This window comes from Candidatus Clostridium stratigraminis, from assembly GCF_045310675.1.
Taxonomy (GTDB): domain Bacteria; phylum Bacillota; class Clostridia; order Clostridiales; family Clostridiaceae; genus Clostridium_AT; species Clostridium_AT stratigraminis.
On record NZ_JBJHZZ010000001.1, the window covers coordinates 1 to 25413 of the forward strand.

General features: G+C 32.7%; 23 protein-coding genes and 1 other annotated feature. Of the genes, 14 read left to right on the plus strand and 9 right to left on the minus strand.

Features of this window, described 5'->3' with window-relative positions:
* Positions 1-172: 172 nt before the first annotated feature.
* On the minus strand, positions 173-1876 hold the full coding sequence (locus ACJDUG_RS00005) for a proline--tRNA ligase (protein ID WP_406767825.1): 1704 nt from the start codon (positions 1874-1876) through the stop codon (positions 173-175).
* A gap of 136 nt (positions 1877-2012) precedes the next feature.
* Between ACJDUG_RS00005 and ACJDUG_RS00010 the strand changes: the two genes are divergently transcribed.
* Positions 2013-2912, plus strand: coding sequence for an AraC family transcriptional regulator (locus ACJDUG_RS00010; protein WP_406767826.1), 900 nt, complete (start codon positions 2013-2015; stop codon positions 2910-2912).
* A gap of 40 nt (positions 2913-2952) precedes the next feature.
* On the opposite strand, the gene ACJDUG_RS00015 is transcribed toward ACJDUG_RS00010, so the two are convergent.
* Positions 2953-3591 carry an MBL fold metallo-hydrolase gene (locus ACJDUG_RS00015; RefSeq protein WP_406767827.1) on the minus strand — a complete coding sequence of 213 codons (639 nt, stop codon included), beginning with the start codon at positions 3589-3591 and terminating at the stop codon, positions 2953-2955.
* Between the two features lie 147 nt (positions 3592-3738).
* Here ACJDUG_RS00015 and ACJDUG_RS00020 point away from each other — a divergent pair, with 147 nt between their 5' ends.
* From ACJDUG_RS00020 to ACJDUG_RS00075, 12 genes are all read left to right on the plus strand, one after another.
* Positions 3739-5052: a Na+/H+ antiporter NhaC family protein gene (locus ACJDUG_RS00020; protein ID WP_406767828.1), complete on the plus strand. Its 1314-nt coding sequence runs from the start codon at positions 3739-3741 to the stop codon at positions 5050-5052.
* A 53-nt stretch (positions 5053-5105) separates the two neighbouring features.
* The gene (locus ACJDUG_RS00025) at positions 5106-5840 is read left to right on the plus strand and encodes an MBL fold metallo-hydrolase (RefSeq protein ID WP_406767829.1); all 735 of its coding nucleotides are present in this window, start codon (positions 5106-5108) and stop codon (positions 5838-5840) included.
* 35 nt (positions 5841-5875) lie between these two features.
* Positions 5876-6229 carry an HAD family hydrolase gene (locus ACJDUG_RS00030; protein ID WP_406767830.1) on the plus strand — a complete coding sequence of 118 codons (354 nt, stop codon included), beginning with the start codon at positions 5876-5878 and terminating at the stop codon, positions 6227-6229.
* Positions 6184-6477 (plus strand): HAD-IA family hydrolase, encoded by a 294-nt coding sequence (locus tag ACJDUG_RS00035; protein ID WP_406768666.1) that lies wholly within the window; start codon positions 6184-6186, stop codon positions 6475-6477. The genes ACJDUG_RS00030 and ACJDUG_RS00035 overlap by 46 nt, the downstream gene beginning before the upstream one ends.
* Before the next feature lie 57 nt (positions 6478-6534).
* Positions 6535-6763: a binding site (T-box leader), on the plus strand.
* 59 nt (positions 6764-6822) lie between these two features.
* Positions 6823-9927, plus strand: coding sequence for an isoleucine--tRNA ligase (gene ileS / locus ACJDUG_RS00040; RefSeq protein ID WP_406767831.1), 3105 nt, complete (start codon positions 6823-6825; stop codon positions 9925-9927).
* A gap of 199 nt (positions 9928-10126) precedes the next feature.
* Positions 10127-11551, plus strand: a complete 1425-nt coding sequence (locus ACJDUG_RS00045; RefSeq protein ID WP_406767832.1) for a PTS mannitol transporter subunit IIBC — start codon at positions 10127-10129, stop codon at positions 11549-11551.
* Positions 11552-11574: 23 nt separating this feature from the next.
* The gene (locus ACJDUG_RS00050; protein WP_406767833.1) at positions 11575-13623 is read left to right on the plus strand and encodes a BglG family transcription antiterminator; all 2049 of its coding nucleotides are present in this window, start codon (positions 11575-11577) and stop codon (positions 13621-13623) included.
* Positions 13624-14061 (plus strand): PTS mannitol transporter subunit IIA, encoded by a 438-nt coding sequence (locus tag ACJDUG_RS00055; protein WP_406767834.1) that lies wholly within the window; start codon positions 13624-13626, stop codon positions 14059-14061. It begins immediately after the preceding gene.
* Between the two features lie 131 nt (positions 14062-14192).
* Positions 14193-15452: a zinc-binding dehydrogenase gene (locus ACJDUG_RS00060; protein WP_406767835.1), complete on the plus strand. Its 1260-nt coding sequence runs from the start codon at positions 14193-14195 to the stop codon at positions 15450-15452.
* A 243-nt stretch (positions 15453-15695) separates the two neighbouring features.
* Positions 15696-16502: a formate/nitrite transporter family protein gene (locus ACJDUG_RS00065; RefSeq protein WP_406768667.1), complete on the plus strand. Its 807-nt coding sequence runs from the start codon at positions 15696-15698 to the stop codon at positions 16500-16502.
* 113 nt (positions 16503-16615) lie between these two features.
* Positions 16616-17164 (plus strand): GNAT family N-acetyltransferase, encoded by a 549-nt coding sequence (locus ACJDUG_RS00070; RefSeq protein ID WP_406767836.1) that lies wholly within the window; start codon positions 16616-16618, stop codon positions 17162-17164.
* A gap of 90 nt (positions 17165-17254) precedes the next feature.
* Positions 17255-18250: a LacI family DNA-binding transcriptional regulator gene (locus ACJDUG_RS00075; RefSeq protein ID WP_406767837.1), complete on the plus strand. Its 996-nt coding sequence runs from the start codon at positions 17255-17257 to the stop codon at positions 18248-18250.
* Positions 18251-18322: 72 nt separating this feature from the next.
* On the opposite strand, the gene ACJDUG_RS00080 is transcribed toward ACJDUG_RS00075, so the two are convergent.
* Both ACJDUG_RS00080 and ACJDUG_RS00085 read right to left on the minus strand, forming a co-directional pair.
* Entirely contained in the window at positions 18323-19516 is a 1194-nt protein-coding gene (locus ACJDUG_RS00080) for a DUF5050 domain-containing protein (protein ID WP_406767838.1), read from the minus strand.
* A gap of 131 nt (positions 19517-19647) precedes the next feature.
* Entirely contained in the window at positions 19648-20838 is a 1191-nt protein-coding gene (locus ACJDUG_RS00085; RefSeq protein WP_406767839.1) for a DUF5050 domain-containing protein, read from the minus strand.
* Positions 20839-21126: 288 nt separating this feature from the next.
* On the opposite strand from ACJDUG_RS00085, the gene ACJDUG_RS00090 reads away from it, so the two are divergent.
* On the plus strand, positions 21127-21744 hold the full coding sequence (locus ACJDUG_RS00090; protein WP_406767840.1) for a DedA family protein: 618 nt from the start codon (positions 21127-21129) through the stop codon (positions 21742-21744).
* Between the two features lie 205 nt (positions 21745-21949).
* Here the strand turns inward: ACJDUG_RS00090 and ytaF are convergent, their stop codons facing one another.
* The 5 genes from ytaF to ACJDUG_RS00115 all read right to left on the minus strand — a co-directional run bounded on the left by ytaF (position 21950) and on the right by ACJDUG_RS00115 (position 25411).
* On the minus strand, positions 21950-22561 hold the full coding sequence (gene ytaF / locus ACJDUG_RS00095) for a sporulation membrane protein YtaF (RefSeq protein ID WP_406767841.1): 612 nt from the start codon (positions 22559-22561) through the stop codon (positions 21950-21952).
* 206 nt (positions 22562-22767) lie between these two features.
* Positions 22768-23214, minus strand: a complete 447-nt coding sequence (locus ACJDUG_RS00100; RefSeq protein WP_406767842.1) for a 4Fe-4S dicluster domain-containing protein — start codon at positions 23212-23214, stop codon at positions 22768-22770.
* A gap of 77 nt (positions 23215-23291) precedes the next feature.
* Positions 23292-24368, minus strand: a complete 1077-nt coding sequence (locus tag ACJDUG_RS00105) for a hydrogenase large subunit (protein ID WP_406767843.1) — start codon at positions 24366-24368, stop codon at positions 23292-23294.
* 14 nt (positions 24369-24382) lie between these two features.
* Positions 24383-24736 carry an NADH-quinone oxidoreductase subunit C gene (locus ACJDUG_RS00110; protein ID WP_406767844.1) on the minus strand — a complete coding sequence of 118 codons (354 nt, stop codon included), beginning with the start codon at positions 24734-24736 and terminating at the stop codon, positions 24383-24385.
* A gap of 234 nt (positions 24737-24970) precedes the next feature.
* Positions 24971-25411 (minus strand): NADH-quinone oxidoreductase subunit B family protein, encoded by a 441-nt coding sequence (locus ACJDUG_RS00115; protein ID WP_406767845.1) that lies wholly within the window; start codon positions 25409-25411, stop codon positions 24971-24973.
* Positions 25412-25413 lie beyond the last annotated feature (2 nt).

Here is a 25413-nt window from a genome sequence, read left to right on the forward strand (position 1 = left end):
AAGGGCTCTATTGACATGCAAACAATTTGTTACTATATTAAAATAAAGGCATGAAAGCCAACTTTAGACCTTCATGCCTATATAATAATTGTCATAGAAAGCTATTTACAGAAAAAGTTTCACACACTCTTAAAATGAGCCACGGGATGTTTCTCGTAGCTCATTTTTTCCCTTATGCTTTTACAATTACTTTTTTTACATTGGATAAAACTGAATTAACATTAATTTCTTCAATATTATTTTCACTTCTTTGCTTAAATTCTACAATTCCTTCACCAATTTTTTTACCTACTGTAATCCTTATAGGAATTCCGATTAGGTCAGCATCTTTAAACTTAACTCCGGCTCTTTCATCTCTATCATCTAGGATTGCTCCTATTCCATTTTCCTTTAGCATTTCATATATTTCTTTTGCTTTAATAAATTGATTTTCATCTTTCACATTTACTGGAACAACTACTACATGATATGGTGCAACTGATACAGGCCATATTATGCCATTTTCATCATGATGCTGCTCAATAATTGAAGCTAGAATTCGTGTTACACCTATGCCGTAACATCCCATAACCATAGGCCTCTTTTTACCACTTTCATCTAAATAATTGCACTCCATAGGTTTGCTATATTTAGTTCCTAACTTAAATACTTGACCAACTTCGATTCCTCTTTCCATTTTCATTGACTTGCCGCATTGAGGACATTTATCACCTTCTGATGCACTAGCAAGATCAACTATTTTGCCAGTAAAGTCTCTTCCATAGTTGACATTTTTAAAATGGTAATCTTTTTCGTTTGCTCCAGTATAGAAGTTTGTTGAATTTTTAAGCTCTCTATCAACTAAAATTTCAACATTCTTTAATCCAATTGGCCCAATAAAGCCTGGTTCGCTTCCAATTGTTCTTATATCAATTTCACTTGCCATTTCAACAGCTTCTTCAATGACTCCAATAGCATTGCAAAGTTTAACAATATTAAGTTCTCGATCTCCTCTAATTAAAGCTAAAATAATTTTATCATTTACCCTAAATACCAATGATTTAGCGATTTTATATGCTGGCTCTCCAATAAAATTACAAAGATCCTCAATTGTAGTATGATTTGGAGTATGAATTTTTTCATAAGGATTTTGCTGTTCAATTGTATTTGCTTCATCTAGCATAAACTCAGCCTTTTCCCTATCAGCTGCATAATCGCATTCACTGCAGTATAAAATATCACTTTCTCCAACTTCACTAAGTGCCATAAATTGATGTGATCCAGTGCCTCCTATTGTTCCAGTGTCCGCAAGCACAGCTTTCCACTGAAGCCCGCACCTATTAAAAATTTTTGAATAGGCATCATACATATCATTATAGCTTTTATCAAGACCCAATTCATCTTTATCAAAGGAATAAGCATCCTTCATAATAAACTCTCTTGTTCTTAATAATCCAAATCTTGGTCTTCTTTCATCACGATATTTAGTTTGAATTTGATATAAATTAATAGGCAGCTGCTTGTATGAAGTTATTTCATTTTTTATTATATTAGTGAAAATTTCTTCATGGGTTGGTCCGAGGCAGAATTCTCTTTCATTTCTGTCCTTAAGCCTAAACATTTCTTTGCCATAATCACTCCATCTCCCTGATTCTTCCCAAAGCTCCTTTGGTTGAAGAGCTGAACATAAAATTTCCTCTGCATCTTTTTTATTTATTTCGTCCCTTATGATTGCTTTGATTTTATCCAATACTTTAATTCCTAGCGGCAAATAGCTATAGACACCAGAAACAAGATTTCGTGCTAATCCAGCTCTTATCATAAGCTTATGGCTAGCAATTTCAGCTTCATTTGGTGCTTCTCTTAAGGTTTTTATAAACATTTTTGACATATACATAATATTTCACTCCTTCTTTAAGATAATATACAAAGTTTTTCAGTTTGACAACATAGGAAAAGAATAACTTAGACTTCTATGGTAATATATAGTTAACCTGCAGGAGTAAGTTAGTTTTGGGAGGTTGCCAAGGACTATGGATTATATAGCTTTAATTCAAAATTCAATAGACTATATAGATAATAATATAACTAAAAAAATTACAGCTTATGAGCTTGCTAATATTTCTGGATTTTCAACTTATCATTACTATAGACTGTTTCATAAATTTGTTGGAATGCCTGTTATGGAATATATAACTAGAAGAAAGCTTCAATATAGCTGCTTTAATCTAAGAAATGGGGAAAAAGTACTTGATATAGCATTGAATTATAGCTTTGAAACTCACGCTGGGTTTACTAAAGCTTTTAAAAAGTATTTTGGTTATTCTCCTAATTATTATCGCATGCATGCACCAGAGGGATGTCCTAATAAAGTTAAATTAATAAATCTAAAACAAAATAATGTTGGAGGGGTAATTATGGAGCCTAAAATAATTAATAAGGATTCTTTTAAGATAGTCGGCTATAAATTTGATACTACATTAAAAAATAATGCTCATTCAAAAGATATTCCTGCCTTTTGGGAGAAATGTGATTTAGAAGGAAAGGAATCAAAGCTATATGCTACTCAGAAACCGCCAAAGCATGGAGAGTATGGAATTTGTATCAATACAAATACTGAAATTGACGAATTCTCTTATGTTTTAGGGGTGGAGGTATTAAGCTTTGACAATGTTCTAGATGAAATGTACCAACTTCAAGTTCCAGCAGCAACTTATGCTGTTTTCACAACTCCAGAAGTTGATGATAAAGATTTTGTAGGCAGTATACAAGGAACCTGGAAATATATTTTAGAAGAGTGGCTTCCAAACTCAGTATATGAAATTGATAGCAGTAAACTTGATTTTGAATTTTATGATGAACACTGCCATCCATGGGAATATGAAAAGATAAGAATGGATATTTATATACCAATAATTAAGAAAACAAAGTAGAAACAAATATGCCACGAGAAACATTCCCGTGGCATTGCACTTATGCTTTAAAATCTAAAATTTTAACTATATTTCTTTCTTCAAGTATTCCCTCAAGCTTTAGCGTATTGCTTTGAATTCTTTCTCCATTTTTCATATGTGTTAAAAAAATTTCCGCACCTTCAATGGGGAAAGACATTGCAGAGGTTTTAAAGTGCATTGGTATTACTAATTTTGGGTTTAAAAGCTTGCAAACTGCAGTTGCTTCTATTCCATCTATAGTATAATTTCCACCAATAGGGATTAATAATACATCAATGTCGCCAATTTCATCTGCATCCTTAACTGAAAGAATATGTCCTAAATCTCCTAAGTGACAGATTCTATAGTCATCCATTTTGAAAATGTATATAACGTTCTCTCCACGCTTTGCGCCTTTAACATTATCATGATAGGAAGGAAGACCTGTTATGTCTATATCACATGCATGAAAAAATCCAACCTTATCTATTATTTCCGGATTTCCTTTGATTTTCTTAGTATAATCATGGTCGAAATGATGATGACTTATAGTAACTACATCTGAAGGACCTTCATAAACCTTATAACCTACACTTTCATCAAAGGGATCTGTAATTAGAGTTCTTCCTTTTTCATCTTTAAACAAAAAAGAAGAATGTCCAAGCCAAGTTATTTCCATTTCAATACACTCCTTTAAATACCATCATATTTATTATTATAACCCAAAAATTAAACAAACAAGCTATGAAATTAAATTCAATTTTGATATTATAAACTTGTGAGAATTTTGTCGCACAAATTAATTAAAATTTTTTAGGAGACTTAAATGGACATAATAATAGTTTTCATAATATGTTTTATTTTATTATTAACTAGTGCCTTTAAAGGAATATTTATAGGATATCCATTAATCATTAGTTTAGTATTATTTATTATAATAGGAATCAAAAGAGGCTTTAGCATCAAGTCTCTTTTAAAGATGTCATATAAAGGCGGAAAGAAATCTTTAATTGTTTTAAAAATATTTATCTTAATTGGTGCTATAACTGCCTCCTGGATGGCATCAGGAACAGTACCTGCAATTGTATATTATGGAATAAAGTTTTTAAATCCGCACATTTTTATATTGTGCACATTTTTAATAAGTTCCTGTGTATCTTTTTTAATTGGTACCTCCTTTGGAACCATAGGAACAGTAGGAATTGCATTTATGGTAATGGCTAGAGGAGGAGGAGTTAGTATTCCAATTACAGCTGGGGCAATTTTATCAGGTGCTTACTTTGGAGATAGATGCTCACCCATGTCCTCAAGCGCAAATTTAGTCGCTAGTTTAACTGAAACAGATATATTTATCAATATAAAAAATATGTTTAAAACATCTATCGTAGCATTTATTTTAGCTTGTATTATATATACTATATTTTCTATTAAGTCTCCATTAGCTATAGGAAATAATTTATTACTAAGTGAAATCACAAAAGTATATGATATTAATATTATTACATTATTACCTGCAGCAATTATATTAATTTTTTCAATTTTTAAGGTTAATGTAAAAACCTTAATGCTGCTTAGCGTTTTAATAGCTAGTATAATTGCAGTTTTATTACAGCATGTAAATATTGTTGAAATGTTAAAGTATATTGTGGTTGGCTACAGCATACCTTATAAAAGCTCACTATCAAGTATAATCTCCGGCGGCGGTATAATTTCAATGCTTAAGATTTCTATTGTAGTTTTTGTATCTTCTGCCTTTACAGGAATTTTTGAAGATACTGAAATGTTAAAGTCAATTAAGTTAATGTTAAACGATGTTAGAGGCAGACATAATGTATATCTTTCAAATATAGTTGTAAGCATTGCATCAGCAGCCTTTGGATGTAGCCAAGCCTTAGCAGTTATTCTCAGTAATATGCTTATGAAAGACAGCTATGCAAAAAACAATTTTACTGCCGAGCAATTTGCATTAGATATGGAAAATACATCTATAATTATATCTCCTTTAATACCTTGGAACATAGCAGTATTAGTTCCATTAACTACCTTAAATGCAGGAGTAAGCTCCATTGCTTTTGCATTTTATCTATACTTAATACCTTTAACAAATTATATTTATTATTGGTTTAATAGAAACAGGTAGATAAAGTCATATTGGGTATAATAATATTTAAGAAAATATTAGGGGTGAAGCCTATGAAATTAACTGTTCTTGGTAACTATGGTCCATTTCCTGGTAAGGATGGAGCCTGTTCTGGATATTTGCTGCAAGATGAGGGCACTAATATTTTAATAGATTGCGGCAATGGAGTTTTAAGCAGGCTTCAAAAATATTGTAGAATTGACGATTTAGATGCTATTATACTTTCCCATCTACATAGTGATCATTCTTCAGATATGCATGTGTTAAAATATGCAGTACAAAACAAACGAAACTTTAAATCTATGAATAAAGCCATTGAAGTATATATGCCTAAAACTCCGGTAAATGAATATAATGATATAAATATTCAAGGCATATTTAACACCCATTTAATTGAGGAGAATTTGGTAATTAAAATTAAAGAAATTAAAATTAAGTTCTATAAAACTATTCATCCGGTTGAGTGTTATGGAATGAAAATTGAAAAGGAAGGAAAAATTTTTTCCTACAGCGCAGATAGCATATATTGCCGTAATTTAATAAACCTTGCAAAATACGCAGATTTATTTCTATGTGACGCCTATGCTACTGAAAACATTAAATCAAAAGGGCAAGTGCCTCACCTTTCAGTTAAAGAAGCCTGCAATATAGCAGTAGAAGCAAAAGCTAACAGGTTATTATTAACACATTTTTGGTTTGAGGAACCAAGAGAAAACTATATAAATGATTATAAAGGTCTATTTAATAACATAGCTCTTTCAGAGGAATATTCAGATTATGAGATTTAAACAACAGTGCTAGACATAGAGGGAGATAGGGTAAAATGATTAAAAATATTGTGTTCGATATCGGAAATGTATTGCTTTATTTTAAGCCAGATGAATATTTAAATAGCTTTAGTTTTGATAAACTTACAAAAGAAAAAATTTTTGAAACAATTTTTAAAAGTAAGTATTGGAGCGAATTAGATAGGGGAACGCTTTCTGAGAATGAAGCAATAAAGTTATTTAGCAAGGCATCCCCTGAGCTGCAAGAAAAAATTGAAATTGTTATGAAGGACTGGATAGGAATATTGAAGCCGAATTTAGAAACTGTTGCAATAGTAAAAGAGTTAAAGAAAAAAACTATAACATATTTTTACTTTCTAATTTTCATAGAAGTGCATTTGAGAGGGTAAGCTTAGAAAATGAATTTTTCAATCTTTTTGATGGCAGGATTATTTCCTATGAAATAAACTTAATAAAACCTGAGAAAGAAATATATAATAGACTTTTAAAGACCTATAATTTAGAACCAGAAGAAACACTTTTTATAGATGATATGCAAGAAAATATTAATTCAGCTAAAGAGCTTAAAATAAATACTATATTATTTAGTGATGCTAAATCCTTAAGAGAAGCATTAAAAAATAAAAGATTATTGTAGAATTAAATTTATAAAAAAATTGACAATTAAAACTAGGTATATTAAAATAATAAATTATAAGAAGCATTGATAAGGAAAAGTACTTAAATTCAGAACTTACAGAGAGTGGGGTATGGTGGAAACCCATAGGGAAGTTTTAAGGAAAATCACCTTTGAGCTGAAAACTGAAATATAATGAGAAAGTATCTATCATTATCTTAAGTTTATCCGTAATCCTGCGTTAAAGGATAGAATGTGTCAGCATTTGAACAATAGGTGGTATAACGAGTATAACTTCGTCCTTTTGGATGGAGTTTTTTTTATAAGTTTAATTACAAAAATTTATATATTGAAAGGAGTTTTGTTATGTATAAAAAAGTTGAATCTTCAAAGAGTTTTGTGGATATGGAAAAAGACGTACTTAAGCTTTGGGAAGAAAAAGATGTTATTAAGAAAAACTTTGATATGAATAAAGACGGAGAATATTTTACCTTTTATGATGGACCACCTACAGCTAATGGAAAACCACATATAGGCCACGTTATAACAAGAGTTATGAAGGATCTTATTCCAAGATACAAAGTTATGAAGGGCTATAAGGTACTAAGAAAGGCTGGTTGGGACACTCATGGTCTCCCTGTAGAGCTTGAAGTTGAAAAATCCCTTGGCATATCAGGAAAACCACAAATAGAAGAATATGGAGTTGAAGACTTCATAAAGAAGTGTAAAGGAAGCGTATTTACCTACGTTCAGCAATGGAAGGACATGACTGAGAGGGTTGGCTACTGGGTAGATATGGAGAATCCTTATGTAACCTACCAAAATAACTATATAGAATCTGAATGGTGGGCTTTAAAACAAATGTGGGAAAAGGGACTTATTTATAAGGGCCACAAAATTGTTCCTTATTGTCCACGCTGCGGAACTGCACTTTCTTCACATGAAGTAGCTCAAGGCTATAAGGATGTAAAGGACAGTTCAATATATGTTAAGTTTAAAATTAAAGATGAAGATAAATATATACTTGTTTGGACAACAACTCCGTGGACACTTCCAAGTAATGTTGCTCTAGCTGTAAACAAAACTTATACCTACGTAGAAGTTGTACATCATGACCAGCATTTAATACTTGCAGAAGCACTCCTTGGAAAGCTTGACTGTGAATATGAAATAGTAAAGAAGTTTAAAGGTGAAGAACTTTTAGGAGTAGAATACGAACAGCTTTTGCCTTTTGCAAAGGTTGATAAAAAGGCCTTTTATGTAATTCATGGAGACTTTGTTACCCTAACAGATGGTACTGGAATAGTTCATATTGCACCTGCTTATGGTGAAGATGATAATATGATGGGTAAAAAATATGATTTACCCCTTGTTAATCTAGTGGATGTAGAAGGAAAATTTGTTGCTGAAGTGGAGCCATGGGCCGGATTATTTGTTAAAAAGGCTGATCCTAAGATAATAGAGTATTTAAAGGAATGCGGAATATTATATAAAACTGAAAGCTTTACTCACTCCTATCCTTACTGCTGGAGATGTGATACTCCGCTATTATATTACCCAAGAGAATCTTGGTTTATAAAAATGTCTGCTATGAGAGATAAGCTGCTTAAAAATAATAATAGCGTTAATTGGTATCCAGATAACGTTAGAACTGGAAGAATGGGCAACTTCCTTGAAAATGTTATAGATTGGGGTATTTCAAGAGAAAGATATTGGGGAACTCCACTGCCAATATGGGAATGTGAATGCGGCCATAGAGAAATGATTGGCAGCATAGATGAACTTAAGGCTAAGGGAAAAAATGTACCAAATGATATAGAACTTCATAAGCCATATATAGATGCTGTACATTTAGAATGCCCTCATTGTCATAAGGAAATGACAAGAGTATCAGATGTTATCGACTGCTGGTTTGATTCAGGCTCTATGCCATTTGCACAGCATCATTATCCCTTTGAAAATAAGGAGTTATTTGAAGCTAACTTCCCTGCACAGTTTATATCAGAGGCAGTGGATCAAACAAGAGGCTGGTTCTATACACTGCTTGCAATATCAACTGTAATATTTGACAAGAGTCCTTTTGAAAACTGCTTAGTATTAGGTCATGTACTTGATAAAAATGGTCTTAAGATGTCAAAGCACAAGGGTAATGTACTTAGCCCATGGGTTTCTTTAGACAATGAAGGAGCAGATGCTACCCGCTGGTACTTCTATACTTCCAGTGCACCATGGCTTCCATCAAGATTCTATGAAGAGGCTGTTATAGAAGCTCAAAGAAAGTTTTTAAGCACCTTATGGAATGTATATTCCTTCTATGTACTTTACGCTGAAATAGACCAATTTGATCCTACTAAGTATGAAGACTTTGTAAGCGGTAATGTAATGGACAAATGGATAATGTCAAAGCTTAATAGCCTTATAAAGAGCGTGGATGAAAATTTAGCTAGTTATAAAATAACTCAAGCTGCACTTTCCATTGAGGAATTTGTTGATGGACTTTCAAATTGGTATGTTAGAAGAAATAGATCAAGATATTGGACTGAGGAATTAACTGATGACAAAATTGGAGCATATGTTACATTATATAGAGTGCTTAAGACTATAAGCTTTATAGCAGCTCCTTTTGTTCCATTTATTACAGAAGAAATGTATCAAAATTTAGTGGTTAATTTAGATAAAAATGCACCGGAAAGCATTCATTTATGCAACTGGCCAATTGTTAAGGAAGAACTAATTGACAAGGACCTGGAAGCAGAAATGGATTTAGCTTATAAGGTAGTAAATTTAGGACGTAGTGCAAGAAATGCTGCTAATATTAAGAACAGACAGCCTCTTTCTGAAATGCTTCTAAGTACTAAGGTGCTTCCCGAATACTACAGTCATATTATAAAGGAAGAGCTTAATATTAAAAGTTTAGAATTAGGTGCTGACTTATCTAAATATGTAAACTTTGAAATAAAACCCAACCTTCCTGTACTGGGAAAAGCTTATGGAAAGCTTATACCTGGAATAAGGAAAGAACTTGCTGCAAGAAATCAGATGGAATTAGCTCAAACTATACAAAATGGCGGAGTAGTAGCTATAAATGTTCAAGGTACAGAAATTGAACTAAATTCTGAGAATCTCCTTGTAACAATGCAGGGGCTAGAAGGATATGCATTTGCTGGAGAGGGGCAAATAGGTGTTGTACTTGATACTCATATAACTGATGAACTTAAGGAAGAGGGCCATGTTAGAGAAGTTATTAGCAAGATTCAAAATATGAGAAAGGAAAGCGGTTTTGAGGTTGCTGATAAGATAAAATTATATGTATCAGATAATGAAATGTTAGAAGCTGTAATTAGAAAATTTGAAAGCCATATTATGAAGGAAACTCTTACTGTAGAAGTAATTTACAATGCAGAGAGAGAATATAATGAAGCAAGCATAAATGGTGAAAAACTAAAGCTAGCAGTTGAAGTAGTAAAATAAAAATATAAAAGGTGAAATTAGTGGCATCTACTTGAGTATTACTTATTTGAATAAATAATACTCATGTAGATGCCACTTAAATTTTTATTTTTGTTCAAAGTTGTCAGATAAATGCATGGACAAAGTTAAAGTACATTAACTTGAAAAAACGTTTACTTTTTCTTATAGTTAAGATAATAAGAAAAGGAGGTATAAACGAATGGAAACATCTAAAAAAATGGCAAAGCCTGTTACTGTTAAAAATAGTACAGGAAAAGCAAAAATGCAAAAGTTTGGCGGCTTTCTTTCAGGAATGGTTCTTCCAAACATTGGAGCTTTTATAGCTTGGGGACTTATAACAGCATTTTTTATTCCAACTGGCTGGATACCAAATGAGTATCTAGGAAAATTAGTAGGACCAATGATTACTTATTTACTTCCATTACTTATTGGATATACAGGTGGTAAATTAGTCTATGGTACAAGAGGAGCTGTAGTTGGTGCAATAGCTACCATGGGAGTTATTGCAGGAGCCTCTGTGCCAATGTTCCTGGGTGCTATGATAGTTGGCCCACTAAGTGGTTATGTTATTAAGAAGTTTGATCAATTAGTAGAAGGAAAAGTTGCTACAGGTTTTGAAATGCTAGTAGATAACTTCTCAGCTGGAATTTTAGGTGGTTTACTTACTTTACTAGCATATACAGCAATTGGACCAGCAATAAATGCAATATCAGTTGCTCTTGGAAATGGTGCAAACTGGGTAACTCAAGCAAAACTACTGCCACTTATAGCATTATTTGTTGAGCCAGGAAAGATATTATTCTTAAATAATGCCATTAACCATGGCGTATTTGATCCACTTGGAATTCAACAGGTAAATCAAATTCATAAATCTATTTTCTTCTTATTGGAATCTAACCCAGGACCTGGACTTGGTATACTGTTAGCTTATTGGTTACATGGAAAAGGAATGGCAAAACAGTCAGCACCAGGAGCAGTTATAATCCACTTCCTTGGTGGTATTCATGAAATTTATTTCCCATATGTATTAATGAATCCAGTATTATTATTAGCTGTAATAGGCGGTGGTATAGCTGCTGATTTCACATTCGTAATAACAGGAGCAGGCTTAGTGGCATCACCTTCACCAGGAAGTATCTTTGCAGAAATAGCTATGAGTCCTAAAGGCGGATTGCTGCCTGTTTTAGCTGGTATATTTGTAGGTGCTGTAGTTTCATTTTTAATAGCATCTGTAATAGTTAAGAGAAGCCATGTTGGAGAAGATGAGGAAACCTTTAATGAAGCAAAGACTTTGGTTAGCAATTTAAAGGCTGAAAGCAAGGGACAAAAAGTAGTAAGTTCTATAGCAGTTCCTAGTTTAATAGTTTTTGCCTGTGATGCTGGCATGGGTTCCTCAGCAATGGGAGAATCAATTCTTAAAAAGAAAATAAAAGAAGCTGGTTTTGATGTAACTGTAAGGCATTCAGCTGTAAATGAAATTCCTAAAGAAGCTGAAGTAGTATTTACACAAGAGAGCCTAGCTGCAAGGGCAATGCAGGTTGCACCTAATGCTAAGATAGTTACAATTAAAAACTTTTTAGATAATTCAACTTATGATAACTTTGTTAAATCATTAAAAAAATAAAGTATTGGATGGCGATGTAAACTATGAATGACTTAACTGCCAGACAAAAGTTTATCTTAAATTCAATAATAGAGAAAGGTCCTTTAAATATAAAGGACCTTTCAGAACAAATTGCTGTTAGTAACCGTACTATTTCAAGAGAAATTGCGGTTATTAATAAATTTTTATTGGATAAAAGTATTAAAATAAATGAAATAAGCTCTAGCTTAAGCATAAAGGGCAGCAGGGAAGCAATTAAAAAGCTTCAGGAAGTTCTTGTAGGCATTCCAATGCAGTGGCTTTTAAGCCAAGATCAGAAAATGCTCCTTATTATTGCAGAGCTTCTGGTTTCAGAAGAACCATATAAATCAGCCTATTTTAGCTACCAGCTAAATGTGGTAGAAGGTACTATTACCTTGTATATGGATAAAATAGAGCAGTGGCTTAACCTTAGAAACCTTCAATTAGAAAGAAAAAGAGGGTATGGCATTGAAATTAGTGGCTCAGAATGGGTTAAGAGAAATATTTTCCTTGAACTTTTATATGAATACAAATCAATTGATGAATTGCTTGCCTTTGTATATGGCAGTAAAAATGATGCAGCAATCAATTCTTTTTTTAAGATAATTTTTGATGAAGAGAGTATTGAAGAAACAAAAGAAATACTTGAACTGTTAAAAGATGAAATGATAAATATGGATGATATGTCATATTTTAATTCCTTTATTTATATATTATTATCACTAAAGAAAGCAAAGTCGGGCTTTGCAATTGTATTACCTGATTATTTAGTACAGGATATCCTATCCTCAGGAGAATTTGCTTTTATTAAAAAAATAAAAGATTATTTAGTAAATATAAACATTAATGTTTGTGTGGATGAATTAGCATATATTGCTATACACTTAATGGGTAATAAGTACATTTATAACAGGAACAGAAAATTTGAAGAGTTAGGTGTGCCACTTGAAGAATTATCCACTGAAGTGATTTTTGAAGTGGAGAAAAACTTAAATATAAATATTGAATGTGATGAACAACTTATTTTAGGATTAACACAACATTTTAATCCAGCATTATATAGGATAAATATGGGTATACAAGTGAAAAACCCTTTAATAAATGAAATAAAAGATTATTATGGCAATCTTTTTAATGCAGTTAATTACTCCTGTAAGCTAGTTTTTTCAAAATATAACATTACAATGCCTCAGGATGAAATTGGTTTTTTAACAATGCATATTGGTGCTGCTATTGAACGAACAAATGCAAATAACAATAAGCTATCAGCCTTAATAATCTGTGCAAATGGAATAGCTACAGCTAGAATATTATCAAATAAAATTAAGCATTCCATACCTAGAATTGGTTCAATAACTATATCTTCTTTAAAGGATTGGAATGAAAAAGATAATAATTATGATATAATTCTAACCACCACAAGGTTAAATGAGAAGCTTAGGCTTGAGAATATAATAAATGTGACTCCTTTTCTTCAAAATGGAGATATAGAAAAAATAAATAATTTTATTAAGAATTATTCATTAAATAATAGACTTTCCAGCAACTTTAGTACTTTATCCAAAATTAAAAGAAATACTGCATCAGCTGAAAAATATAAGTTAATAGATAATATTTTAGAGAATATACAGCTTGAAGTAATTGAAGCAGAGTCTTTTAATAGTCTTATTGATATTGTATCAAAAGATTTGTTTAATAAGAAGTTAATAGAAGATAGTGATGAAATATTTAAGTTAATAATGAATAGGGAAGAAATGGGAAGCGTGGTAATACCAAATAGTCATGTTGCACTGCTTCATACTAGGTCTGATAGTGTCATTGGTCCCTTTGTGGGGGTTTATAGATTAAGAAGGCATATGTTATTAAAGAGTGTAGGCTTTATAAATGAAAATGTTGATACCTTTATAGTAATGCTTGCAAGAAAAAATGAAGATAGCTACAGCTTAGAACAAATTGGTAAGATTAGTATAGCTTTAATTGAAGATAAGAAGTTTACTGAAGTCTTAAGATTAGGTGATTTAAAAGATTTAAGAAGCTCTCTTATAACCATTCTAAATGAGGAGGCAGACTAAATGGAAAAGAAAATATTAAATGAGGCAAATATACTTTTAAATTTAAAATCAGAGGCAAAATATGAAGCAATTGAGAGAGCGGGTAAATTATTAGTTGAAAATGGCTATGTAGAAGAACCCTATTTAATTGGAATGAGAAAAAGAGAAGAGGACATTACCACCTATATAGGAAATGGAATAGCTATTCCGCATGGCATGAATGAATTTATTAAGTATATTAAGGAATCAGGAATCGTTGTGCTTCAATATCCTGAAGGAGTAGACTTTGGTGATGGAAATACAGCCTATATTGTTATTGGCATTGCCGGTAAGAACAATGATCATATGGATATACTTTCAAAGATTGCAATTGTATGTTTGGATGAAGCTAATGTCCAAAGGTTAGTTGCATCAAAAGATAAGAATGAAATAATTGATATACTTACAGAAAAAAAATAAGGTAAAAGCCCTAAATGGGCTTCTACGGGTAGTCTAACCATAAGCAATCGGCAAGCTAGACTACACAGTGTTGCGAGAGGAATCGAGTGGTCTTAAACTACTCAGTGTTCCAACTAAAAGGAGGAATTTTTATGAAAACAAGAGCAGTAAGATTATATGGTAAAAAGGATTTAAGACTTGACGAATTTGAATTGCCTGAAATAAAAGAGGATGAAATACTTGTGCAAGTCATATCAGACAGCATATGCATGTCCTCCTATAAGGCGTCTATTTTAGGCCCTGACCACAAAAGGGTACCAAAGGATGTTGCAGTAAATCCAATAATAATAGGACATGAAATGGCAGGAAATATAATTGAAGTAGGTGCTAAATGGAAGGATGATTTTAGACCAGGTGAAAAGTTCTCCATTCAGCCAGCTTTAAATTATAAGGGAAGCATGGATTCACCAGGATATTCTTATAAGTACTGTGGTGGAGATGCAACTTATGTAATAATGCCTCATGAGGTAATGGAGCTTGGATGCCTTTTACATTATGATGCTGATACCTATTATGAGGCTTCACTTTCTGAACCAATGTCATGTATTATTGGAGCTTTTCATGCCAATTATCATACTACTATGGGAAGCTATGTTCATAAAATGGGAATAGTAGAAGGCGGTAAATTGGCACTTCTAGCAGCAGCTGGACCTATGGGACTTGGCGCAATTGATTATGCCCTGCACTGTGATAGAAGACCTTCAATGCTTGTTGTAACTGATGTGGACGAAAATAGATTAAAAAGAGCTGAGGCTATATTTAATCCAGAGGAAATAAAAAAAGAGGGAATAGAATTAGTATTTGTAAACACTAGAAGCCTTGAAGACCCAGTTGGCTATTTAAGAAATTTAACAGGGGGAGTAGGTTATGATGATGTATATGCCTTCGCACCTGTTAAGGCGGTAGTAGAACAGGCAGATAAGATACTTGGAAGAGACGGTTGTCTAAATTTCTTTGCTGGACCTACAGATACAAACTTTTCTGGAGAATGTAATTTTTATAATGTACATTATAATTCAACTCATATTGTTGGTACTACAGGTGGAAATACTAATGATATGATTGAATCTTTAAGAATGACAGAAAAAAGGCAGATTAATCCTGCAGTTATGGTTACTCATATTGGAGGACTTGACAGCGCTGCAGAGGCAACTCTTAGACTTCCAGAGGTTCCTGCGGGCAAGAAGCTTATATATACAAATATCAACATGGAATTAACTGCAATTAATGACTTTGAAGAAAAGGGGAAATCCAATAAACATTTTGCAAAGCTTGCTGAAATTACTAAGAAGAACAGAGGACTGTGGTGCGCTGAGGCAGAAAAATATTTGCTTGAAAATTGGTATAAATAGAGAAGTAGTATAAATTTAACATCAAAACATCATCAAAAACGAGAAGCACTGAGGGGTTTGAACTGTTCCCGGTCTAGTAGACAGGGAACAGTTATATAAAGCCCTTTAGTGTTTTTTATGCTTCTGCAGTTTTCAGATTTATCTTTTATTTATCCGAAGCAAAAACAGAAAATTCTTAAAGAAAAGCTTATAAAAAATCTATGGTATAATAGCTTTGAGAAAATGGGAAAAGGAGAAGATATAATGTATAAAGCTGAAGTTGAAAATGTAGCTCATTATGCTGAAAAGAAAATAAATGCACTAAAAAAGAGCAAATTAAACTATTTAACAGCCGCTTTACTAGCAGGAATGTTTATAGGTATATCTTATATATTTATTTTTACTATTGGAGGGACGCTTCATTATGCAAATTCACCAGCTTATAAAATAGCAATGGGATTATCCTTTGGGGTGGCTCTTAGTCTTGTAATGGCAGCTGGAGCGGAGCTTTTTACAGGGACAAACCTTGTAATGACTATAGGTGCCCTTGAAAAGAAAACCACATGGCTGGATGCGGTAAAGATTTGGATATATAGCTGGGTAGGAAACTTCATAGGTTCTATGATAACAATAGCACTTTTTCTAGCTACTGGCCTCGCTAAAGGCAATACTGGAAAATTTATTATAGAGGGTGCACAAGGAAAGATAGCTCCAACATCCCTAGAAATTTTCGCAAGAGGCATACTTTGTAATATACTAGTCTGTCTAGCGGTCTGGTGTTATTACAAACTTAAGGAAGAGACAGCAAGACTTATTATGATTTTTTGGTGTATATTTGCATTTATTACCTCAGGCTATGAACATAGTGTTGCCAATATGACACTGCTGCCGCTAGCTGCTATTCTTTCAAAGGGCGCTCAGGTAACTATTACAGGAATTGCTCATAATTTAATATTTGCAACTTTAGGAAATATTGTTGGTGGTTCATTATTTGTGGCAGTACCTTACTGGATAGCTTCTAGAAAAGATAAAAAGGAAGCAGTGAATCTTAATATTTCGAAAAGTGCGTAGTTTGAAGTGTTTTAGCTAAACCATAAAGAATAATAAGTGGTTTAGCTTTTCCTTTTATTTATAGAAGGATATGTATATAATACATATATAAGACTATTTATAGAGGTGTACCTATGATTAAAAGTGGAATGTTAACTGGAAATAAGGTTCGTTTAGGAGCTATAAATGCAGAAGATATAGAAACTATAGCAAGCTGGTATGAAGATGCGGATTTTTTAAGATTTTTTGATAAAATTCCAGCGAATCCTAAATCTAAACAGGAGCTCCAGCAGTGGATAAAGGACACTCAAACTTCAGGTAAAAGTTATTCTTTCTCAATAAGACCAATTGATAAGGATGAAATGGTTGGCTATATTGAACTAAGCAATATTCAATGGTGGAATGGTGTAGCAAACTTAGGTATTGGCATTGGTGAAAAAAAGTACAGAGGAGGCGGCTTTGGAAAAGAGGCAATGGAGCTGATACTTACTTTCGCTTTTAATGAGTTAAATTTACATAGAGTTCAGCTTAATGTATTTAGCTATAATATGGGGGCCATGTCTCTTTATGAAAAGCTTGGTTTTAAGCGAGAAGGAGTATACAGGGAGTTTATACATAGAGACGGTAAGCGATGGGATATGTACCTTTATGGGATTCTTTGGAATGAATGGAAAAAAATATAAAGTATTTATAAAATCAGTACATATTTACTTGTAAAGTGTTCAATTTATAAGTATAATTATGGAATAGAATAATGAGTAGGAGTTGATTTTATGGCAGCTTCAATTAAGGACGTTGCAAAAGAAGCAGGAGTATCTATTGCTACTGTTTCCAGAGTTTTGAATGATGTAGATGTAGTAAATGAAGACACTAAGAAAAAAGTTCAGGATGCTATAAAGAAATTGGGTTACAGACCTAATATAATTGCAAGAAGTTTAAAGACACAAAAGAGCAGGACTATAGGAATTATAATTCCTGATATATCTAATCAGTTTTATCCTGAAATAGTTAGAGGTGCAGAAGATGTTTCTAATATATACAACTATAATATAATGCTTTGTAATACAGATTTAGATCCTGATAAAGAAATGGAGTACCTAAGAGTACTTAAGGAGAAAATGGTAGATGGAGTTATTTACATGAGTAATTCCTTAGAAGCAGAAATGATTAACCTTATAAAGGAGCTAGAACTACCAACAGTGCTGGTTGAAACTACAGATAAGGAAAATACCTTTCCAAGCGTTACAATAGATAATGAAAAGGCAGCAATTGATGCCATAAATTATCTTGTTAAAAAAGGTAATAAAAAAATTGCCTACATAGGTTCTCATGAGGATGCAGTAAATGCTGCAGCTTATAGATTTGCTGGCTACAGAGCAGCACTTAAAAAGAACAATCTTGAATTAAAAGATGAACTCTGCAGTTTTGGCGGTTTAAAACCTCAAGACGGTTATGAAGGTATTAAAAAGATTTTAGAAAATAATGAGATAGAAGCAGTATTTTGTGCTAGTGATGAGCTTGCTATGGGTGCCATAAATGCACTTAGAGATATGGGAAGAAAGGTACCAGAAGAAATAGATGTTGTAGGTTTTGATAACATCTACAGTGCTGCATACTTCTATCCTAAGCTAACAACTGTTGAGCAGCCAATGTATGACATGGGTTCTGTTGGCATGAGAATGCTTATAAAAATAATAAATGGAGCAGAATTGGTTCAGCACCATTTTGTACTTCCTCACCAAATTGTTGAAAGAGACTCTTGTAAGTAGTATGGCATGGGGACGTTTCACGTACCACATTTATAACAAAGACCTGTTTAGTTTTATACTAAACAGGTCTTGTTAATTAAGCTGCTTTTCTAAGCTGCCATCTGCTCTAATCTTATAAAGTTTTTCACCACTCTCAGATTCACCAAAGAAGAATATATTATCATCAATTATACTAATACTTGTAATATAATTAATAGCAATTGCATTACTCATCCTATTATTTTCAAAGGCAAATATATTATTAGTAATTTTAGTTATGCCTTTCCCATTAAGATCTGATCTGTAAATATTATTTTGCTCTTTTCCTGTAAAGTAAATATTGTCATTACTAATATTAAAGCTTTGAATAGTATAAGGGAATAGGGTAATTTTGTTTGAGCCATTTAGATTCATTCTATAAAGTTTTTGATCATTTAAATTGACATAAAATATATAGTCCTTGTATATAACAAAATTCACTATAAAATCATTACTGAGCTTTTTAAAATTGGAACCATCTAAATTCGTGGAATAAAGATGTGTAACAGTTACAGTATCATTAGACAAATTTGCTGTCTGTTCATAAGTAGAAGTAAATATTAAGTTATTGTAGATACTAATGTAGGCATAAACTTGGCGGTTTGTAATTAAGGTTCCATTATCTCCTTTTGGGCTATTTAGTTTTAATTTGTATATTCCTTCTGGAGAAGAATAATAAATGAAATCATCCTTAATAAGCATCCTAAAGGCAGGAAACGTAGCTACCATTTCCGTAAGGCTTCCGTCAGTTTTTGTCCTAAAAATATATGGTCCAGTTTTATCATCAATATAATACACCCATTCTCCAATAACGTTAATACAGCGAAAATTTCCTTCCTTAGTTATAGCCTTTAACCCTGTTTCACCATCAATCATAACTCTATAAATTGGGTGGAATTTATAAGTTGCCGGTGGGATTGTGAAGTAAATCCACTTTCCTTGCTTAGCAAAATAACCGCCATTTAATAAATTTCCCAAGGAATTACCTTCTGTATTAGGGGTGGTGCCGGCCATTGTAATATCGGTTGTGATTTTTTCTTTAGGGGGTACTGTTTTGTTGACTTCAGTATAGAGATCATCCTTAGATTTTGTATTATTTTCTGAAGTGGTTTTATTTTTGCTAGTATCATTTGTGGCTGCAGTACTTTTTAAATTATCATTACTTTCAATAATTTGTTGTCTCATAACAATAAAGCTGCATATTAAAGCAATACATACACCATATATTATAAATTTTTCGTATTTCAATGGAGCTTCCCCCTTGTATTCCTCTATACTGGTATACCAATACTCGCTGCTTCCCATCGGCTAGGTTACCTGGACATAAAAGTTATTAAGTGTTATGTTTCTTTTTTACAGGATATTGAATTTATATTTTATTAATATAATTGTCTAGTTATACTTCCATCTAGACTAGTTTTATAAAGACCTAAATTACCAGCAGACTGCCCAAAATAAAATACGTAACCATCTATAATGGATAAGTTATAAATAAAATATATACCCTGATAAGCAGAGTTGTTATTTAAAGTACTATTATTAGTTATATTAACTATATTTTTTCCGTTAAGATCCGACCTATAAATATCATTTTGGTTTCCACCATAACCCGTAAAGTAAATTTTATCGTTATTAATATTAAGGTTATATACTGTAGAATTAAATAATTCCATTTTGTTAGTACCATTAAGGTTCATCCTATAAAGCCTTTGATTATCGCCTATATAAAGTATATAATTGTTATGAAAGGTATAGTAAGATGAATTGACAGTACTTAATTTTTTCAAATTTGTACCATCTAAATTCACGGTATATAGATTAAAAACCCAATCTGTATTTCCTTTGTCAGAATTAACTGATCGTATATCAGTAGCAAGTAGATAAATTAAATTATTAATGATATAAAAATAACTATAATTTGAACCTTTGGCTATTAAGGTACCTATATTCTTTTCTGAACTATCTGTTCTTAATTTGTAAATCCCAATCGGTGAGCCATAATAAATAGTACCATCCTTTATGAACATATATAATACCGGGAATTCGCTGACTTGTTCTGTAAGGCTTCCATCAGTCTTTGTTCTAAAAATAAAAGGTCCAGAATCGCCGTCAAGGTAATATACCCAATCTCCCATAACATTAATACATCTATAAATTCCTTCCTTAGTAATGGCCTTTAGGCCGGTTTCACCATCACTCATTGCTCTGTAGATTGGATGAGGTTTTGAATTAGATGGGGGCAGGGTAAAATAGATCCATTTACCCTGCTTAGCAAAATACCCACCAGTTGATAAGTTTTCCAGGATATTACCTTCAGTGTTAGGAGTAGTATCTATCATAGTTATATCAAGCTTGCTTGTTTCTACGGAGGGCTGATCACTACTAATTGTTTCTTTTGTAACTGTATTTGTACTATTGGACTCTGGATTTGTACCTCCACCTTTAGTATTATTAATAACAGTACTAGCTTTATCATTATCCTTAATCTTGCTATTGTGCAGCTTAATTCCAATAAAACCGCAAATTAAGGCAATACATACACTAAATATTATATATTTTTTATGTTTCAAGAAAATCCCCCCCCTAATACTCCTTTTTATACGGTATAATTATTAATTGTACCGACCCCGGACTCCTTTATTCCTTACTTGCAAAATATTGGATGTAATTACATTATAAATCATTTTTATTGTAAATTCCATCTACATTAATATTTAATAAAACATGGAAAGTGCTTGCTTAAAATATGGGGATTATTAAGATTTAATTAAGTAAAGCACAATTTCATCGCGAAAATAATTTATCTGTAGTATAATAATATATTGTAATAACATTGGAAGTAATAAAGGAGAAAACGAATGATTGAATTAATAGTTAATTGGGCTGTTGCTACTCTTGGAAGGCTTGGTTATTTTGGAGTTGCATCTTTAATGGCCCTTGAAAGTGCATGTATTCCAATACCTAGCGAAGCAATACTTCCATTTGGAGGATATCTTGCATCGGCTGCAAATACAGGCCATAGACTTAACCTATATGCAGTAATTATTATTGGAACTTTAGGAGGAACCTTTGGTTCTCTTGTTACCTATTATATTGGAGCATTAGGTGGTAGGCCCCTTGTAGAAAAATATGCAGATAAGTTAAGACTTAAAAAATCCCATCTTGAAATGAGCGATAGATACTTTGAAAAGTATGGTGAAAAGATAGCCTTTTATTCAAGGCTGCTTCCTATAATAAGAACTTTTATTTCTCTGCCTGCAGGTATAAGCAAAATGAATGTTAAGAAGTTTGCTGCCTATACTTTCTTTGGCTCCCTACTTTGGAGTATTGTTTTAAGTTATGCTGGCTTCTATATGGGTGAAAATTGGACTAAGATACGTCAATGGCTTCATTTAGCTGATTATGCTGTAATAGCAGCAGTTATAATAATAATTATCTACTTTGTTTTCAGAAATAAGAAAAAAAGCAGAATATAAGTTAATAAAAAAATATAAAAGATTAGGCGATAAGCAAGCAGAAGACGAAGAGGATACTGAATGGTTTATATAAAATTCATCCAGTATTCTTTTTATTATAGATAGATTTAGTGTATGATAAAGGGACTCTTATCTTGCCACATGTTTTACAATGTGGCAAGATAAGAGTCCCTAAAGCATTGTTATTTAAGTATTAGTTTTTACTTTATAAGACTTGTTTAATACCAATAAGTATTAATATTAGGCCAGAAAGTATAGTGGCTCTCTTTTCTAAATTCCACCTCTTAAAGAAATCAGTAATATAATTTCCTGCAAAAAGTGCCAGAAAGCTTATAACAGCTGAGAATAAACCTACAAAAAAGGCATTTAACCCAATCATTCCAGCACTTAAACCACCGCCAACATTATTAATAGATAGGGCTATACCTAGAAATGTAGCTTCTTTAAAATCTATATCATTAGACCTATCCTTGTCAGCCTTTTCAGGGTTTACTAATATATCATATATGTTAGAGTTTTTTATATCTATATCATCACTTTCTATTTTGTTTTTATGTGTATAGGGCTCAATAATTATCCATAAGCCAATGATGATTAAGAGAACCATACTTATTATGGAAGCTATATTTTTATTTAAAAGCTTTGAGATAAAGGATCCAGAGAAAGCAGCTAAGGAGGAGATTATAAAAGTTATTAATGATATCCAAAGATTTTTAGCTGTAGTTATTTTTATTCCTCGTATACTGTAAGCAATTCTAACCCCTATATTATCTAAATTATTTGCTAGAGCAATAAATAAAGTATAAAGCGTATGCATATCGTTACTCCTTTAATTCTTAGTACATAGTCATTATATTAAGAAGACATTAAAAGAGTTACTGATTATTAGTTTAACAAATATAATAGCTGCTTTTCATTGTTAAAACCATATTTAATACTGGGTTTCTATACTAACAAAAAAATAGCTAACAAGGGTATAAAGCCCTGGTTAGCTATTTAGGGTGGTAAACCCTTTTATAATAACTATGCAGTTTTAGATTCTTCTGCATTTGTGACCTTTTCCTTTATATTTTCTTTCTCAGCAGGCATTTGAGCTGTAGTTTTTTGAGCTGCTGGCTTTGAAGCAGGAACTGGAATTTCAACCTTATGAATTACTATTTCCTTATCTTCTGCAGCATGTCTTCTATCATTAGTCATAGTTATAGACTTCTTTGGGCATGCTGTAGCACATTCTCCACAGATTATGCATCTTAATGAATCTAATTCCCATTTTCCTTCTTTTCTATCAACTATAATAGCATCTGCAGGGCAGCGTCTTGAACAAATACCGCATAGTATGCAGGTATCTGGATTTAATACAATTCTTCCTCTTGAGCGTTCAAATGCTGGCCGTTCTGCAGCTACAGGGAAGAGTCTTGTTTGCTTTTTATTTAAAAAATTTCTTGTTATAAGCTGAAGCATATTTGCCATTTGAAAAACCCCCCAAAATTATTATTTGATGATTTAATTTTAGGCTAAATCATCCTTAAAAGCTTATGTGTTTGCTTTTAACGTTCTGTACAGCTAATACATGGGTCAATTGTTAAAACTAGAATAGGCACATCTTGAAGCTTACTCCCAGGAAGCATTTTAAGTAATGACGGTATATTAGCAAAAGTAGGAGTCCTTATTTTTAACCTCTCTAGGTTCTTTGTACCATTTGCCTTTATATAATAAATTGCTTCTCCTCTTGGCTGCTCTATTCGAGATATAGCTTCTCCCTTTGGAAAGCCCTTAACAGGTACAGCAATATCACCAGAAGGTAATTTACTAATTGCCTGTCTTATTAAATCAAAGGATTGATATATTTCCTTAACTCTAACTACGCAGCGTGCATAGCTGTCTCCTGAATTTTCAACTATAGGCTCAAAATCAAGGTGCTTATAGGCACTGTAACCTGTTGCTCTTAAATCATATTTAATGCCGCTTGCTCTCATCATAGGTCCAACTACAGCATATTCTGCAGCATCTTCCTTTGTAAGAATTCCGACACCTACAAGTCTTTGTTTAACGGTGTAGTTATCGAAAAATACTTTTTCAACATCTTTCATCTGCTGTTCTAAGGTATCAACTGCATCTATTATTAGTTTTGCTTGGTCAGGAGTGATATCTTTTGTTGTTCCTCCAACCTTGTTTGCAGAAATTATTACTCTGTTACCAGTTGTCATTTCCATTAAATCAAGAATCTTCTCTCTGTATTTCCAGGTTTCCATAAATAAGCTTTCAAAACCAAAGGCATCTGCCAATAGTCCTAGCCACAGGAAATGGCTTTGTAGCCTTCCTATTTCAGCCCATATTACTCTTAAAAATTCTGCTCTATCTGGAATTTGGATATTCATGATATCCTCTATACCTCTAACATAAGCCATAGAGTGCATGAAGCTACAAATTCCACATACTCTTTCAACTATATAAACTGATTGATTGAAGTCTTTTAATTCTGCCATTTTCTCAAGGCCTCTATGAACATAGCCTATAGCAGGAAGTGCTTCGACTACCTTTTCATCTTCCATAACTAGCTTTAACTGAATTGGCTCCGGTAGAACTGGATGTTGAGGTCCGAATGGAATAACTGTCTTTGCCATAAATGTACCCCTTTCTATTTAGTGTTTTTATCTAACATTGGTGCTTTTGGTGATTCTTCTGCAAGTAATAAATGTCCTTTATAATCAATTAAGAGTCCTTCGAATTCAAAGCCATAAAGATCTTTGTATTCATTTTCTATCAAAAGTGCTGAAGGATATATTGATGATACGCTTTTAATAATATCCTCAGGCTTAATTAAAATTCTTATGTTACTTAACTCATAATTTTTGTCAAAGTGATAGGTAAGCTCGTAAAATTCTCCTTCTTTTTCACAGGTCATAGCAACAAATCTATTTCCGTAAAGTTTTTTGTTGTTAACGGCTTCTCTAATATCTTCTTTGTCTATAACAACTAGATTCTCAAGCATAAATTTCCTCCTTTTAGTGGTTACACTGAGCAATTAAGCTCCCTCGCTCCCGCTCGATAATTGCTCGTAAATGTCCATTTAGGACATTTACCTCCTTTTAGTCGGAACACTGGGTAATATACCATTCGCTCCGCTCATTATTACCAGTTAAAGCCCATTTAGGACTTTGGCTTCGCCCACTGGGTAGTCTAACTTGCCGATTGCCCATCGGCAGACTTACCCGTCAAAGTCCATTTAGGACTTTGACCTCTTCATTTCTTCTCTTTTTTTATCAAGTATAACCGCTGCCTGAGCTATTCCTTCCATTATTGTTTCCGGCTTAGGGCAACATCCAGGCACATATACATCTACAGGTATAAGCTTATCAGCGCCGCCTAAAACATTGTAGCAGTCGTGGAAGATACCTCCTGATGTGGCACAAGCCCCTACAGCAACAACTGCCTTAGGTTCAGGCATTTGATTATAGGTATTTAAAACTACGTCTATACTTTTACTGTTAACTGAACCAGTAATAACCATAATATCAGCTTGCTTTGGGGTTCCAATATTAATAACTCCAAGTCTTTCGGCATCATATAGTGGAGTAAGACAAGCAAGTAATTCTATATCACAGCCATTACAGCTGTTACAGTTCATATGAACAATCCAAGGTGATTTTGACATAACTCCTGCCATAA

Bases quoted from the DNA above. Each gene is read 5' to 3' on its own strand.
- ACJDUG_RS00005 (WP_406767825.1), bottom strand. From the start codon at position 1,876: ATGTATATGTCAAAAATGTTTATAAAAACCTTAAGAGAAGCACCAAAT.
- ACJDUG_RS00010 (WP_406767826.1), top strand. From the start codon at position 2,013: ATGGATTATATAGCTTTAATTCAAAATTCAATAGACTATATAGATAAT.
- ACJDUG_RS00015 (WP_406767827.1), bottom strand. From the start codon at position 3,591: ATGGAAATAACTTGGCTTGGACATTCTTCTTTTTTGTTTAAAGATGAA.
- ACJDUG_RS00020 (WP_406767828.1), top strand. From the start codon at position 3,739: ATGGACATAATAATAGTTTTCATAATATGTTTTATTTTATTATTAACT.
- ACJDUG_RS00025 (WP_406767829.1), top strand. From the start codon at position 5,106: ATGAAATTAACTGTTCTTGGTAACTATGGTCCATTTCCTGGTAAGGAT.
- ACJDUG_RS00030 (WP_406767830.1), top strand. From the start codon at position 5,876: ATGATTAAAAATATTGTGTTCGATATCGGAAATGTATTGCTTTATTTT.
- ileS (WP_406767831.1), top strand. From the start codon at position 6,823: ATGTATAAAAAAGTTGAATCTTCAAAGAGTTTTGTGGATATGGAAAAA.
- ACJDUG_RS00045 (WP_406767832.1), top strand. From the start codon at position 10,127: ATGGAAACATCTAAAAAAATGGCAAAGCCTGTTACTGTTAAAAATAGT.
- ACJDUG_RS00050 (WP_406767833.1), top strand. From the start codon at position 11,575: ATGAATGACTTAACTGCCAGACAAAAGTTTATCTTAAATTCAATAATA.
- ACJDUG_RS00055 (WP_406767834.1), top strand. From the start codon at position 13,624: ATGGAAAAGAAAATATTAAATGAGGCAAATATACTTTTAAATTTAAAA.
- ACJDUG_RS00060 (WP_406767835.1), top strand. From the start codon at position 14,193: ATGAAAACAAGAGCAGTAAGATTATATGGTAAAAAGGATTTAAGACTT.
- ACJDUG_RS00065 (WP_406768667.1), top strand. From the start codon at position 15,696: ATGTATAAAGCTGAAGTTGAAAATGTAGCTCATTATGCTGAAAAGAAA.
- ACJDUG_RS00070 (WP_406767836.1), top strand. From the start codon at position 16,616: ATGATTAAAAGTGGAATGTTAACTGGAAATAAGGTTCGTTTAGGAGCT.
- ACJDUG_RS00075 (WP_406767837.1), top strand. From the start codon at position 17,255: ATGGCAGCTTCAATTAAGGACGTTGCAAAAGAAGCAGGAGTATCTATT.
- ACJDUG_RS00090 (WP_406767840.1), top strand. From the start codon at position 21,127: ATGATTGAATTAATAGTTAATTGGGCTGTTGCTACTCTTGGAAGGCTT.
- ytaF (WP_406767841.1), bottom strand. From the start codon at position 22,561: ATGCATACGCTTTATACTTTATTTATTGCTCTAGCAAATAATTTAGAT.
- ACJDUG_RS00100 (WP_406767842.1), bottom strand. From the start codon at position 23,214: ATGGCAAATATGCTTCAGCTTATAACAAGAAATTTTTTAAATAAAAAG.
- ACJDUG_RS00105 (WP_406767843.1), bottom strand. From the start codon at position 24,368: ATGGCAAAGACAGTTATTCCATTCGGACCTCAACATCCAGTTCTACCG.
- ACJDUG_RS00110 (WP_406767844.1), bottom strand. From the start codon at position 24,736: ATGCTTGAGAATCTAGTTGTTATAGACAAAGAAGATATTAGAGAAGCC.
- ACJDUG_RS00115 (WP_406767845.1), bottom strand. From the start codon at position 25,411: ATGGCAGGAGTTATGTCAAAATCACCTTGGATTGTTCATATGAACTGT.